Origin of the sequence: Martinezella lusitana (assembly GCF_016901135.1) — a bacterium.
GTDB classification, from domain to species: Bacteria; Pseudomonadota; Alphaproteobacteria; order Rhizobiales; family Rhizobiaceae; genus Rhizobium; species Rhizobium lusitanum_D.
Genome location: NZ_JAFEVL010000045.1, coordinates 17,274 through 31,391, shown reverse-complemented (window position 1 = coordinate 31,391; position 14,118 = coordinate 17,274). Strand labels below are relative to the sequence as shown.

Below are 14,118 nucleotides of genomic sequence, written 5' to 3'. Positions count from 1 at the left end.
GTGTCATATGTCGCTTTGATAACAGCGGCGGCCCGCCATCATGGGCAGCCATCCGGCCGCTGACACTTCACTGTCACGCAACCGTGCAAGTTTTCGCCGCTGGCGTCCGGCGATTTTATCTAACGATGGAAGATGCGATGAAGGTCGAAGACATTCTCAAGCATGCCTATGCAATGCCACTGACCAATCCCTCCTATCCTCCCGGACCCTATCGGTTCTTCAATCGCGAATACATCATCATCACCTATCGCACCACGCGCGAGGCACTTCAGGCCGTGGTGCCCGAGCCGCTCGAAATCGACGAGCCGCTGGTGAAATACGAATTCATCCGCATGCCGGACTCCACCGGCTTCGGCGACTATACGGAGACCGGACAGGTCATCCCGGTCAGATATCAGGGCCAGGCCGGCGGCTACGTCCATTCCATGTATCTGGACGACGATGCGCCGATCACCGGCGGCCGCGAGATCTGGGGCTTCCCGAAGAAACTCGCCAATCCAAAGATCGTCAACGAAGGCGAGGTCATCGTCGGCACGCTGCATTACGGCAGCGTGCTGTGCGCGACGGGAACGATGGGCTACAAGCACAAGCCGATAGAGCAGGCACCGTTGCTCGCCGCTCTGTCCGAGCCCAATTTCCTGATCAAGATCGTGCCGCATGTCGACGCCACGCCGCGCATTTGCGAGCTGGTGCGCTACTACCTGACCGACATCACCATCAAGGAAGCCTGGACTTCGCCCGCTGCCCTCGACCTCAGGCCGCATGTGATGGCCGATGTTGCGCGGTTGCCGGTTCTGGAAGTGGTCTCGGCCGTCCATTTCACCGCGGATCTGACGCTCGGGCTCGGCGAAGTCGTTCACGACTACCTCGCTGAACGCAGGTAATAGAACCCTATTTTTCCTTTTGCTGGAGATGCACCGTGCTCGAAAGAAACGCAAAGAAAGCCGCAGTGCCGACAATCCCGGAAATTGCCACGCAATATGATCGTGTCGCCCTGGTATTCCAGGGCGGCGGCGCGCTCGGCGCCTATCAGGCTGGTGTCTACCAGGCGCTGGCCGAGGCGGGATGCGAGCCGACATGGCTTTCCGGCGTGTCCATCGGCGCCGTCAATGCCGCGATCATCGCCGGCAACGAGCCGAGCCACCGCCTACAGCGCCTCGAGCAGTTCTGGCAGATCATTTCCGGCCGCAAGATCTGGGCCTATACGCCGGAAGGCGACGTCTTCCGCGATATCCGCAACCGCACCAGCTCATGGATGACCATGACGATGGGCCAGCCCGGCTTCTTCAAGCCGCGCTTCCCCAATCCCTGGCTCGAACTGGCGGGTGCGGAGGGCGCCACCAGCTTCTATGATTCTGCCGAACTCAAGAAAACGCTGGAAATGCTGATCGATTTTGACGTCCTGAACGACGGCAAGAAGCGCTTCAGCGTCGGCGCGGTCAATGTGAGGACCGGCAACTTCGTCTATTTCGACACCGACAATCTACGTATCGAACCGGAACACATCATGGCGAGCGGTGCACTGCCGCCCGCCTTGCCGGCCATCCGCATCGAAGGCGAATATTATTGGGATGGCGGCATCGTCTCCAACACCCCGCTGCAATATCTGCTCGACCAGGATGAGGATCGCAGCTCCCTGGTGTTCCAGGTCGATCTGTTCAGCGCCCGGGGCGTCTTGCCGCGCAGCATGCCGGACGTGCTGTCGCGCCATAAGGACATCATGTATTCGAGCCGCACCCGGCAGAACACCGACAATTTCAAGCGTATCCACGGGCTGAAGATGAAGCTGCTGGGCGCGCTGAAGCGCGTCCCGAAGGACCAGCTGACACCGGAAGAGGAAGAGCTGATTGCCGACTATTCCGATTCAGGTGTCGTCAACATCGTGCATCTGATCTATCAGCACAAGAATTACGAGGGCCATGCCAAGGACTACGAGTTCTCCGGCACGTCGATGCGCGAACACTGGGACATGGGCCTCGAGGACACCAGTCGCACGCTGCGCCATGCCGAATGGCTGCTGCCGCCCTTCAGTGACGATGCTGTTGCCATTCACGACCTGCATCGCGAAGATCCGGACTGAGGCGACCAGGCTTCTCGTGCTTATACGCTTGTGAGCATCACGACTTCCGTTCGCATCCGGGCGGCGTCGATCTCCACGATCCGATAGCCGAACGCATCGGCGTCCACGCAAAGCGGGCCGGAATGCCTATTGATCTGATAGGAGACGGCCGGCGCGGCCTCGCCCGGCAATGCCTAGACTGGACGAAGCTGAGAAAGCATTTCGGTATTGAGGAACAGACATTGAATATGTCCGGTGATCATACCGGATAACGGGCGGAGCCTAGGCTCCGCCCTTCCCACTCCATATAGACCCGCCTCTAGAGAAGCTTTTCCAGCGTAATGGGCAGGTCGCGGATGCGCTTGCCGGTCGCATGGAACACCGCATTGGCGATGGCAGGCGCGACGCCGACGATGCCGACTTCGCCCACACCCTTGCCGCCGAGCGCCGAGGCATTAAGGTCGGGCACACCGACCGAGATCACCTGGAGATCCGGTATGTCCGAATTGGTCGGCACAAGGTAGTCGCCGACATTGTTGTTGACGGTGCGGCCATTGCGCATGTCGACCAATCCCTCCTCGAGGAGTGCCTGACCGATGCCCATGATGATGCCGCCCCGCCACTGGCTCTCGACCAGCCGCGGATTATAGAGCCGGCCGCAATCGAAGGCGGAGACCATGCGGGATACCCGCACCGTGCCGAAATCCTCGTCCACCCGCACCTCGGCAAAATGGGCGCACCAGCTGTGCATGGAATAATCGCCCATTGTCGGCCCCTGCACCCTCGCCATGGTGGTCCATGCCTGGAGCTGCTCCTGGGCGTTCGCACCTTCAGGCAAGGTATTACGCCGAACCTCGATCTCCTCGCGCTTGAGCGCGGACATCAGTTCCGCCAGCGTGAGCGACGGCGCCTCGCCGCGCGGTGCCGCGATGCGACCTTCGGCGAAATTCAGCGTGTTCGCACCCGTATCGCGGAACGGCGAGTTGCCATCGCTGAGCGCAAGACCGATAAGTTCATCGCGCGCTGCGACCGCAGCCTTGTGGACGGCCCCCATGATCGAGCCGGCCAGCATCGAGCCGCCGGCAATTGCCGAACCCGGCAGCCGTGAATCGCCGAGATGCACTTCGACCTGATCGACCGGAATACCGAAGACTTCCGCGGCACTCTGGGCAAGGATCGTATAGGTCCCCTGCCCCATATCGATGGCACCGCTGACAACCTCGACCTTGCCGTTGGAAAGAATGCGGATCATCGCCTCGCTCGGTGCCCGGATGACGGGGAAAGTGCCGCAGCCGATACCCCAGCCGATCAGACTCTTGCCGTCGCGCATGGACCGTGGCGCATGGCTGCGCCGCGACCAGCCGAAGGCCTCCGCCCCTTCGGTCAACGCCTCGCGCAGCCGGCGCGTCGACCAGGGCTTGCCGGACTGGTAATCGTGGTCGGCATAGTTCTTCAGCCGGATTTCGAGCGGGTCCATGCCGAGCTTGTAGGCAAGCTCCTCGATGGCGCATTCGATGCCGTAGGCACTCGGATTCTTGCCCGGCCCGCGCAGAGCGCCTGGTGTCACGCTGTTGACCGGCACGATGCGATGCTGCGAGGAGAAATTCTCGACCTTGTAGAGGACCGCCGTTGCCGCCCCCGTCTGCTCCGGCCAATCCGCGGAGATGGAGGTCTCGCTGGCGCCGCGATGAACGATTGCCTGCAGGATGCCATCCTCGGTCGCGCCTAGCGCGATCTTCTGTCTGGTCCCGGCACGGCCGCCATAGCTGGTGAAATTCTGCGGGCGCGTGACCGCGAGCTTCACCGGCCGACCGAGCTTCCTCGCAGCCGCGATCGCGACCGCGCCATAGGCAAGCGGCTGTCCCTTCGATCCGAAACCGCCGCCGATGAACGGCGAGATGATCCGGACATTGTCATAGGGCATGTCGAACCATTCGGAATACATGCGGGCCATGCCGTGCGACCATTGGCTCGGCTCCCAGATGGTCAGCTGGTCGCCGTCCCATTTCGCCGTCAGCCCGTGCGGCTCCATCGCGACGTGGTATTCGCGCGGCGTGGAATATTCGGCCTCGATCTGGACCGGTGACGCGGCAAGCGCCGCCTCGGCATCGCCCCAGGCAGACGAGAGGGCGTCCACGAGCTTGCCTTCGCCGGCATTCGGGTCGTTGAGGTCGGCGACATGCTCGCTTTCTTCGTAGGTAACGCGTACCAGCCTGGCCGCCTCCGTCGCCTGTTCACGGCTCTCGGCCACGACGGCGGCAATCGACTGGCCGTTGAACTGCACATCGCGCGGCAGCGGATAGTATGGTCCTTCCGCGGGCTTGTTGCCGCCCCAATCTGCGCCGAGCTTGAGACCCAGATCATCCTCCGGCGTCAGCACCAGGAGCACGCCCGGCATCGCGAGCGCATCTGCCGTGTCGACTTTCAGGACACGGCCGGCCGGGATCGTGCTCTGGATGAGAACGGCATAGGCTGGGTTCTCGAACGGGTATTCCAGCGCGTAGGTGGCAGTACCCGTGACCTTCATGCTGCCTTCGAAGCGTGACTGACGGCCGCCGACGGTGCCGTCTGAAGCATCGCCATGTTTGCGAGGTTCCATCATGGTCATGCAAGACCTCCCATTTTCAAAATGGCGCGGGTAACGACGCGCGGCGCGAGTTCGATCTTGTAGTGGTTGCCGCCATGCGCGACGGCACCCTCCATGGCGAGCCGGCTTGCCTTCTCGACGATATCAGCATCGAGAGCCTTGCCGATGAGCGCCTGCTCCACGGAGCGCGCGCGCCACGGCTTGGTGGCGACGCCACCAAGTGCGACGCGGATATCGCGGACGGTCCTGCCGTCCGCCTCCAGTTCAAGGCCGACGGCAGCGCTCGCAGCGGCGAATTCATAAGACTGGCGGTCGCGAACCTTGAGATAGGTCGAATTCCGGGCGGAAGCGGAGGCCGGAATGCTGATGGCGGTGATCATCTCGCCGCGTTGCAACACCGTCTCTCTTACTGGCGTATCGCCGGGCGCGAGGAAAAAATCGTCGACGGCTACCCTGCGGCCGTCGAGCTCGACGACCGCATCGAATGCGACCAGAGCGACCGCAAGATCGCCGGCATAGGACGCGATGCAGGCCTCGCTCGTGCCGAGTACGGCATGATTGCGCGTGATACCGCCGATCGCCGCGCAGCCGGAACCGGGATTGCGCTTGTTGCAGGCCGGAAAGGCGCCGGGATCGCGGAAATAGGAACAGCGGGTCCGCTGCAAGAGGTTGCCACCGATCGTCGCCATGTTGCGAAGCTGCGCGGAGGCGGCAAGCGAAAGCGATTGCGAAACCGCCGGGAATGCTGCCTGAATATCCTTGTGATCTGCCACCTCGCTCATCCTGGCGAGCGCGCCAATCGTGGCGCCGGCGGCATCGACCGTGATAGCGCTCATGCCGGAAAGATGGGTGATATCGATGACCGTTTCAGGCTCGCTCACACCGCATTTGGCAAGATCGAGCAGCGTCGTTCCACCGGCCAGCAGCATGGCACCGGCCTGCTGCGCGGCACTGCGGGCTTGGCTGGCGGACGTGGCGCGAATATAGGAAAAGTCCCGCATTACGCTGCCTCCGCCGCTGCTTGGCGCACCGCCGCGACGATGCTGTTGTAAGCCCCGCACCGACAGAGATTGCCGGACATGTATTCGCGGATTTCGGCGTCGGAACCCGCATGGCCCTCGCGGATGCAGGCAACCGCCGACATGATCTGGCCCGGCGTGCAATACCCGCATTGGAAGGCATCGTGCTCGATGAATGCCGCCTGCATCGCATGCAGATCGCCGGCCTCGCCGGTCAGGCCCTCGATCGTGGTGATCTGGCGCCCCTCGACCTGCGCGGCGAGCGTCAGGCAGGAGAGAACCCGCTTGCCGTCGACATGGCAGGTGCAGGCCCCGCACTGGCCCTGGTCGCAGCCCTTCTTGGTGCCGGTCAGTGCCAGATGCTCGCGCAGCGCGTCGAGCAGCGTGACACGCGGCTCGACATCGAGTTCGTGTCGCCGCCCGTTGATATCGAGTGCGATATGGATGGATCGTGTCATGATAAGCTCCTGCCATCGTCACGAGAATGAGACGTTCGAAATCTAGACGAGTCCGGTCGACCAGCTACCCGGTCATTTTCTTTGAAAGACGACGCCGACGCATTTCGGCATGACATCTGGCACTCATCTGGATTAAGAAGTGGAAGGCGCTCCAGATAAACGGAGGCGCCTCCGATTAAACTAGCGGCTTGTTTATTTTCGTCAAGCCCTGATGCGATGGGAGTTCCACTTGCCCTTGGCCGAGCCGAAGGCAATATCGTCTGCGCCGACCAAGCTGCGTGCGGATGCGCGCCGCAACCGCGACAGACTGATAGAAGTCGCTGCCGACGCCTTTGCGCAAAAAGGCGCGGAAGCCTCGCTGGAATACATTGCCCGGCAAGCCGGTGTCGGTATCGGCACGCTTTATCGGCATTTCCCCACGCGCGAACATCTGGTTGAGGTCGTCTATCGCCGAGAGCTCGAAAGCCTTGCTGCCGCGGCCGTCGAGCTTTCCGAAAAATATGCGCCGGATGCGGCGCTGGAAGAATGGATGCGGCGGTTCGTGAGCTATATCGCCACGAAGCGCGGGATGTCGCACAGCCTGCGCATCCTGATGACATCGAATTCGTCGCTATTCGCCGACAGCTCCGGCCTGCTGCGCGGCGCTTTGGGCAGCCTGCTGCAGACGGCAGCCGAACAGGGCTTGATCCGGAAGGACATGGAAACCATGGATGTCCTGCACGCACTCTCTAGCATCTATTCCATCCCCGATGCCGCCGATTGGCGCGATCGCTCCCACCGGCTGATCGGGTTGTTGATGGACGGACTGCGCTGCCGCAAATAGGCGGCCGGCCACATCAAGCGGCCGGCGCCGGTCTATCTTTGAGCGTCAGGCGGCACGCTTCAGCGCATCGCCGAGCATCGAGACGATCGTCTCGATCTCACGGCGTTCGATGATCAGCGGCGGAGACAATGCGATGATATCGCCGGTCACTCGAATCAGAAGCCCCTTCTGGAAGCAATCGACAAAGATGTCATAGGCACGGGCGCCCGGAGCACCTTCCCGCGATGCAAGCTCGACTGCGCCGACAAGGCCGAGATTGCGGATATCGACGACATGCGGCAGGCCCTTCAGCGAATGCAGCGCATTCTGCCAGTCGTCCGCCAGCTCGCTGGCGCGGGTGAGCAGCCCTTCTTCCTCATAGATTTCCATGGTTGCGAGACCGGCCGCGCAGGCGACTGGATGCCCTGAATAGGTGTAGCCATGGAAGAGTTCGATCTGATTGTCCGGACCCGTCATCAGACCATCATGGACCTTGCGGCTCGCAAAGACCGCGCCCATCGGTATCGTGCCGTTGGTGATGCCCTTGGCTGTCGTGATGAGATCGGGAACGACGCCGAAATAGTCGGTCGCAAAGGGCGTGCCCAGGCGACCGAAGCCGGTGATCACCTCGTCGAAGATCAGCAGGATGCCATGCTTGTCGGCGATCGCCCGGAGCCGCTCCAGATAGCCCTTCGGCGGCAGAATGACGCCAGCCGAGCCGGACATCGGCTCGACGATGACGGCGGCGATGGTCTCAGCGCCATGCAGCGCGACCAGCCGCTCCAGATCTTCGGCCAGCTCGATGCCGTGGGCGGGCAGGCCCTTGCTGAAGGCATTGCGCTCGGTATCCAGCGTGTGGCGCATGTGATCGGCGGGGATCTGAGGAAAGACGCGGCGGTTATTGACCAGGCCGCCGACCGAGATGCCGCCGAAGCCGACGCCGTGATAGCCTTTCTCGCGGCCGATGACGCGCGTCCGCGTCCCCTGACCGATTGCGCGTTGATAGGCGATGGCGATCTTAAGCGCGGTATCGACGGATTCCGAACCGGAACCGGTAAAGAAGATGCGGTCAAGCTTCGCGGTCGGGCCGCCCGGCGCATGCTGGGCCAGCTTGGCGGCGAAGTCGAAGGCAATCGGGTGCCCCATCTGGAAAGTCGGTGCGAAGTCCATCGTCGCGAGCTGGCGTTCTACCGCCTGGGCGATCTTCTTGCGGCCGTGACCTGCGTTCACGCACCAGAGGCCGGCGGTGCCGTCGAGCACCTTGTTGCCGTCGACATCGGTGTAATACATGCCGTCTGCCGCAGCCAGCAGCCGGGGTGCCGCCTTGAACTGGCGGTTCGCCGTAAACGGCATCCAGAAATTGTCGAGAACCGGGGTATTGGGGTGAGTGATCTTATCCATCGTCGCCTCCATTGCGCTGTCATTGACATCAGCGATTTCCCTGTTTCGAACAAGCCCTTTTCTTTATGACTACAACGCATTGATTTTATTGGAGCGAATAGTAAAGTTTGCGATATTTCGAACATCTGAAAAGGTGAGACCATGTCCGTCGATATCGGCAACCGCCTTCGCCATCTGCGTCTCGCACGCAATCTTTCCCAGCGTGAGCTCGCCAAGCGCGCCGGCGTGACCAACTCCACCATTTCGCTGATCGAGTCCAACTCCGCCAACCCTTCGGTCGGCGCACTCAAGCGCATTCTGGATGGCATCCCGATCGGCCTTGCCGAGTTCTTTGCCTTCGAGCCTGAGAAGCCGAAGAAGGCTTTCTATGCCGCCGAGGAACTGGTCGAGATCGGCAAAGGCCCGATTTCCTATCGCCAGATCGGCGAGACCCTGTTCGGCCGCAGTCTTCAGATCCTGAAAGAATGCTACCAGCCAGGAGCAGACACCGGCAAAGTGCCGCTGGTCCATGACGGAGAAGAAGGCGGCATCGTGCTATCAGGCCGTCTCGAAGTCACCGTCGATGACGAGCGGCGGATTCTTGGACCGGGCGACGCCTATTATTTCGAAAGCCGCCGACCGCATCGCTTCCGCTGCGTCGGCCCGGTTTCCTGCGACGTCATCAGCGCCTGCACGCCCCCAAGCTTCTGATCGCTATCGTCAGGACCAATTTGTCCAACTTGCGGCTCATGCTACGCTCCGCTGATGCCACCTTCGCGGAGGACGTCCAAATGGCTACGCTGCGTAAACCGATCCTGCATCCAGTTCCGATCGAGGAGCTGCGGCCTACCCGGATCACCGTCAGCATGCGCGAGGCGACAGCCAAGCGAAAAGCTTGGCGCGCGAGAGCAAAGGGAGATCCGCTCCGTCAACTCCCGGCGCAGACCAAATACCCGCGTCTATTTTGAGCGTCGCAGCTTTGCCGCATCGCGAAACGAAATGAGACGCTGGTTTTGTTCATCCCAGAGAACCAATTTTACGCAGCGCAGGCTCTCCATCATGCTGATCCGGCCTATATCAGCCAGTTCCGGATGGTCTTTGAGCACTTCCGGAAGCCTGTAGTAGGGTATCCTGCTTGATAGATGATGAACGTGATGAATGCCGATGTTGCCGGTGATCCAGCGCAGGATCAGCGGCAGATCATAGTACGACGCGCCGTGAAGCGCCGCGTGTTGAAACCGCCATTCAGGCTCTTTCGACCAATGGGTCTCCTCGAACTGATGCTGCACATAGAACAGCCATATGCCGGCGGCTCCCGCCAGCAGGACGATCGGCAGATGTACCAAGAGGAAGGGCAGGATGCCGATTGCCCAGATGAGCAACGCGGAGGCGATGGCGATCGCCAGGTTTGTCGCCATGGTGGATACCCAGGGCAAAAGGCCGGATCGCATCATGCCGAAAGGCAATCGCTGCTTGAACAGGAACAGCCATGCCGGACCTACGCCGAACATGATCGCCGGGTGCCTGTAAAGACGGTAGGCAAGCCGCCCGCGCCATGGCCGGCTATTGTATTCCTCTACCGTCAGCGTGGTTATGTCGCCGACGCCGCGTTCGTCGAGGTTCCCTGCCGAGGCATGATGCTCCGCATGCGCCCGGCGCCAGTAGTCATAGGGGGTAAACGTCAGGACGCCGATAGCGCGACCGGTCCAGTCATCAATCCGCCGACGCGCAAAGAAGGAACCGTGGCCGCAATCATGCTGGATCATGAATAAACGTAGAAGAAACGCAGACGCGGGGATGATGAGGATGAGGCCCAACCAGAAGCCAAAGTAAACGGCTGCCCATGTCGCGGCCCACAAGAGCGCAAATGGGATGGCCGTTACCGCGAGTTCGATAAGGCTGCGTCCGGCACGTGGCTGGCGATACCGGGCGAGGATTTTGAGCCATGCCTTTTCGTCGAAAAGAGGCGCAGAGGGGTCGTGGTCGATGGCCTCACTCAAAGGATAACTCCCCGAGCCGCAATGAATGCCGAGAAGGCAAGAACTATCACAGCAGCTGAACCGATTGGGAGCAGCGGATAATCGAAGCGATAGATCGCCTGAAGAACATTCATCGTTGTCGTATCTCCTGAGTTTCTCGACCACGTCTTCGCGTGGCCGTTCACATGATGCCTGGCTGCCGGCACCTGACCATCATTCCCGATCGAGCTCAGCTCTTGTTTTTACCGCTCGGAGCACTGCTCTTTGTCGCGACCTTGATCTGACTTGCGAACGTACTCTCTACCTTTGCGGCAGGTTTTTCCTGTTTCGGTTTGCGAACCTCGCGGTTGCCTCTCACTTGTCCCTTGGCCATCGATGCGATCCTTCTTGAGGTTGATATCAGCTAATGGAACGGCAGTCGCTCGAATGCGATGTCTTCGAACGATTACCCCAGAGTATTTGGTGGCCCGCATTGCGAGCAACCGTATAATGCCTGTTCGCTCATCGAAGTGATATTACCACTTAAAATGGCGAAAATACCGCCCGGCCAAACCGGCCGAGCGGTTTAGGCACTGCTTTCAGTATCCCATATTGCCCATGGCGCCATTACCAGCGCCCTGCGCAAGTTCTTTGGCGGGAATGTCGGCGATCATGGCTTCCGCGGTGATCAAAAGCGCCGCAATCGAGCCGGCGTCCTGCAAAGCGGTCCGCACGACCTTGGCCGGGTCGATGATGCCGGCTTCGATCATATCGACATAGGTTTCCGTCTGCGCGTCGAAGCCCTCATTATGATCCTTGCTGTCGGCAAGTTTTCCGATGACGATCGAACCTTCGAAACCGGCATTGTCGGCGATCTGCCGGATCGGCGCTTCGAGTGCCCTGCGCACGATCGCGATGCCCGCCGTCACGTCGGCGTTTTCGCCGGTGAGCCCAGTGAGGACCGATTTCGCACGCAAGAGCGCAACGCCGCCGCCGGGCACGATGCCTTCCTCGACCGCTGCGCGGGTGGCATTCAGGGCATCGTCGATGCGGTCCTTCTTTTCCTTGACTTCAGTCTCGGTCACACCACCAACGCGGATCACTGCGACGCCGCCGGTGAGTTTTGCCAGCCGCTCCTGCAGCTTTTCCTTGTCGTAGTCGGAGGTCGTCTCCGCGATCTGTGCCTTGATCTGCTTGATACGTGCCTCGATGGTGGCTTTATCGCCCGAGCCATCGATGATCGTCGTGGTATCCTTCTCGATCAGCACGCGTCTGGCGCGGCCGAGCATATCGAGTGTGACGTTCTCCAGCTTGATGCCGAGATCCTCGGAGATCATCTGTCCGGCCGTCAGGACGGCGATGTCTTCCAGCATGGCCTTGCGGCGGTCGCCGAAACCCGGTGCCTTGACGGCGGCGACCTTGAGGCCGCCCCGCAACTTGTTGACGACCAACGTCGCCAGCGCCTCGCCTTCGACATCTTCGGAGATGATCAGCAATGGCGTGCCGCTCTGCACCACGCCCTCGAGAATCGGAAGCATCGCCTGCAGATTGCCGAGCTTCTTTTCGTGAATGAGAATATAGGGGTTCTCCAGTTCCACGCGCATCTTCTCGGCATTGGTGACGAAATAGGGCGAGAGATAGCCGCGGTCGAACTGCATGCCCTCGACGACATCGAGTTCGTTCTCAGCCGTCTTGGCCTCCTCGACGGTGATGACACCTTCGTTGCCGACCTTTTCCATGGCCTTGGCGATCATCTCGCCAACGCTGGCATCGCCATTGGCGGCGATCGTGCCGACCTGCGCGATCTCGCTTGAGGACTTGACCTTCGTGGCGCGCGCCTTGATTTCCGCAAGCACGGCGGTAACACCGAGGTCGATGCCGCGCTTGAGGTCCATCGGGTTCATCCCGGCGGCAACCAGCTTGGCACCCTCGCGAAAGATGGACGCGGCGAGCACGGTCGCTGTCGTGGTACCGTCGCCGGCAAGGTCATTGGTTTTTGAAGCCACCTCGCGCACCATCTGCGCACCCATATTTTCGAACTTGTCTTCAAGCTCGATTTCCTTGGCAACCGATACGCCGTCCTTGGTGATGCGCGGAGCGCCATAGGATCTGTCGATGACGACGTTGCGGCCCTTGGGACCGAGCGTCACCTTGACGGCGTTGTTCAGCAATTCCACGCCACGAAGCAGTCGGTCGCGGACGTCGGTAGAAAAAATGATTTGCTTGGCAGACATTGTCTTTGCCCTGTTCGGTCTTGAGATGAAGGAGCGAAATTCGGCGGATCAGGCAGCCTTGTCGACGGCCTTCTCGATGATGCCCATGATGTCGGCTTCCTTCATGATCAGAAGGTCTTCGCCATCGATCTTGACTTCGGTTCCCGACCATTTGCCGAACAGGATCGTATCGCCGGCCCTGACGTCGAGCGGGATCAGCTTTCCACTTTCGTCGCGAGAACCGGGACCGACGGCGATCACTTCGCCTTCCTGCGGCTTTTCCTTGGCGGTATCGGGGATGATGATCCCGCCCTTGGATTTGACATCACCTTCCGCGCGTCGGATGACGACGCGGTCGTGCAGCGGGCGAAATAGCATAAAGATCTTTCTACGGCCGGCGCATAGGGCGGCTGCGATTATAAAATAACACCCTTGGCACTCGATTGATAGGAGTGCCAAGGAATATTATTGGGAGAATGAAATCATACGAAAATGGCCTCCGTAATTCCATAGAATTGCATGGCAGTTCTGATGAAAATTGCGGATTCCATTGCAATGACGAATGCATTTTTATTTCAAATAACCAGATTTTTTCTGAGACAAATCACGGAAAACTTCAGTGGCCGGTCCTGCAACGCCGATCCCGAGATGATCGAAATCTGGGTCATTATGTATGCGGCACTTGGGGGCGATCTGGAGACTACCTCAATGACACAGGTTCTGGCCGGCAGGTGGTGAACCCTCGTTGCGTCGATAGAGACGGTACGGATCTTCATCTTAAATTAAGCGTAACTGATTGGTGCCAGCACGCCTGAGATGCTATTTGACTTTCAATGGTCAGGCAATCTTTCCTCGCCTGCAAACGAACAGAGAGGCTCATGGCATGTCGGTGGAAAAAGTAGCGATCATCACGGCGGGCGGCAGTGGCATGGGTGCGGAAGCGGCAAAGCGCCTCGCTGCCGATGGATTCAGGGTCGCGATCCTTTCATCCTCCGGCAAGGGGGAAGCTCTTGCGGCGGAACTTGGCGGCATCGGCATCACCGGTTCGAACCAGTCGAACGACGATCTCAAGCGTCTGATCGACGCGACGATGGAGAAGTGGGGGCGTGTCGACGTGTTGGTCAATAGTGCCGGCCACGGACCCAGAGCACAGATCATCGAGATCACCGACGAGCAATGGCATACCGGTCTTGACGTCTATCTGATGAACGTGATCCGCGCCGTTCGTCTGGTCACCCCGGTCATGCAGGCGCAAAAGTCCGGCGCGATCATCAACATCTCCACGGCCTGGGCCTTCGAACCATCGGCGATGTTCCCGACATCAGCCGTTTTCCGCGCTGGCCTTGCCGCCTATACCAAGATTTTCGCTGATACCTATGCGGCGGATAATGTCCGCATGAACAATGTGCTGCCTGGCTGGATTGACAGTTTGCCGGCAACAGAAGAGCGCCGGGACGGCGTGCCGATGAAGCGCTACGGCACGAGTTCGGAGATCGCCGCCACGATCGCCTTCCTCGCATCCGATGGCGCAGGCTACATCACCGGCCAGAACCTCAAGGTCGACGGCGGACTAACCCGCTCCGTATGACCCCGTAAGGAAGCCCACCCATCGTCGAAACCACGCCCCATTCTGGTCGGGGCG

General features: G+C 60.4%; 13 protein-coding genes. 6 read left to right on the top strand and 7 right to left on the bottom strand.

Annotated elements, in window-relative coordinates; translation table 11 throughout:
* Positions 1–137 precede the first annotated feature (137 nt).
* Together JTP94_RS16045 and JTP94_RS16040 are read left to right on the top strand one after the other, a co-directional pair.
* Entirely contained in the window at positions 138–884 is a 747-nt protein-coding gene (locus JTP94_RS16045) for an acetoacetate decarboxylase (RefSeq protein WP_034506120.1), read from the top strand.
* Positions 885–919: 35 nt separating this feature from the next.
* A complete protein-coding gene (locus JTP94_RS16040; RefSeq protein ID WP_204851484.1) occupies positions 920–2,080 on the top strand; it encodes a patatin-like phospholipase family protein in 1,161 nt (386 codons plus the stop codon).
* Between the two features lie 298 nt (positions 2,081–2,378).
* Here the strand turns inward: JTP94_RS16040 and JTP94_RS16035 are convergent, their stop codons facing one another.
* Genes JTP94_RS16035 through JTP94_RS16025 form a run of 3 tightly spaced genes read right to left on the bottom strand, consistent with a single transcriptional unit; the run spans position 2,379 to position 6,123 of the window.
* Entirely contained in the window at positions 2,379–4,667 is a 2,289-nt protein-coding gene (locus JTP94_RS16035; protein WP_204851483.1) for a xanthine dehydrogenase family protein molybdopterin-binding subunit, read from the bottom strand.
* Positions 4,664–5,647 carry a xanthine dehydrogenase family protein subunit M gene (locus JTP94_RS16030; RefSeq protein WP_204851482.1) on the bottom strand — a complete coding sequence of 328 codons (984 nt, stop codon included), beginning with the start codon at positions 5,645–5,647 and terminating at the stop codon, positions 4,664–4,666. The genes JTP94_RS16035 and JTP94_RS16030 overlap by 4 nt, the downstream gene beginning before the upstream one ends.
* On the bottom strand, positions 5,647–6,123 hold the full coding sequence (locus tag JTP94_RS16025; protein WP_204851481.1) for a (2Fe-2S)-binding protein: 477 nt from the start codon (positions 6,121–6,123) through the stop codon (positions 5,647–5,649). Before JTP94_RS16025 ends, JTP94_RS16030 begins: the two co-directional genes overlap by 1 nt.
* Positions 6,124–6,352: 229 nt before the next feature.
* Here JTP94_RS16025 and JTP94_RS16020 point away from each other — a divergent pair, with 229 nt between their 5' ends.
* Positions 6,353–6,946, top strand: a complete 594-nt coding sequence (locus JTP94_RS16020) for a TetR/AcrR family transcriptional regulator (protein WP_246755017.1) — start codon at positions 6,353–6,355, stop codon at positions 6,944–6,946.
* 45 nt (positions 6,947–6,991) lie between these two features.
* Here the strand turns inward: JTP94_RS16020 and JTP94_RS16015 are convergent, their stop codons facing one another.
* Positions 6,992–8,326, bottom strand: coding sequence for an aspartate aminotransferase family protein (locus JTP94_RS16015; protein WP_204851479.1), 1,335 nt, complete (start codon positions 8,324–8,326; stop codon positions 6,992–6,994).
* Between the two features lie 141 nt (positions 8,327–8,467).
* Between JTP94_RS16015 and JTP94_RS16010 the strand changes: the two genes are divergently transcribed.
* Positions 8,468–9,016: a cupin domain-containing protein gene (locus JTP94_RS16010; protein ID WP_204851478.1), complete on the top strand. Its 549-nt coding sequence runs from the start codon at positions 8,468–8,470 to the stop codon at positions 9,014–9,016.
* 248 nt (positions 9,017–9,264) lie between these two features.
* On the opposite strand, the gene JTP94_RS16005 is transcribed toward JTP94_RS16010, so the two are convergent.
* The 3 genes from JTP94_RS16005 to groES all read right to left on the bottom strand — a co-directional run bounded on the left by JTP94_RS16005 (position 9,265) and on the right by groES (position 12,854).
* Entirely contained in the window at positions 9,265–10,305 is a 1,041-nt protein-coding gene (locus JTP94_RS16005; RefSeq protein WP_204851477.1) for a fatty acid desaturase, read from the bottom strand.
* A gap of 557 nt (positions 10,306–10,862) precedes the next feature.
* Positions 10,863–12,497 (bottom strand): chaperonin GroEL, encoded by a 1,635-nt coding sequence (groL, locus tag JTP94_RS16000; RefSeq protein WP_204851476.1) that lies wholly within the window; start codon positions 12,495–12,497, stop codon positions 10,863–10,865.
* Positions 12,498–12,545: 48 nt separating this feature from the next.
* Positions 12,546–12,854, bottom strand: a complete 309-nt coding sequence (gene groES / locus JTP94_RS15995) for a co-chaperone GroES (protein WP_204851475.1) — start codon at positions 12,852–12,854, stop codon at positions 12,546–12,548.
* A gap of 141 nt (positions 12,855–12,995) precedes the next feature.
* Here groES and JTP94_RS15990 point away from each other — a divergent pair, with 141 nt between their 5' ends.
* Together JTP94_RS15990 and JTP94_RS15985 are read left to right on the top strand one after the other, a co-directional pair.
* Positions 12,996–13,214 (top strand): hypothetical protein, encoded by a 219-nt coding sequence (locus tag JTP94_RS15990; protein WP_204851474.1) that lies wholly within the window; start codon positions 12,996–12,998, stop codon positions 13,212–13,214.
* 145 nt (positions 13,215–13,359) lie between these two features.
* Positions 13,360–14,064, top strand: coding sequence for an SDR family oxidoreductase (locus tag JTP94_RS15985; RefSeq protein ID WP_204851473.1), 705 nt, complete (start codon positions 13,360–13,362; stop codon positions 14,062–14,064).
* Positions 14,065–14,118: the final 54 nt, after the last annotated feature.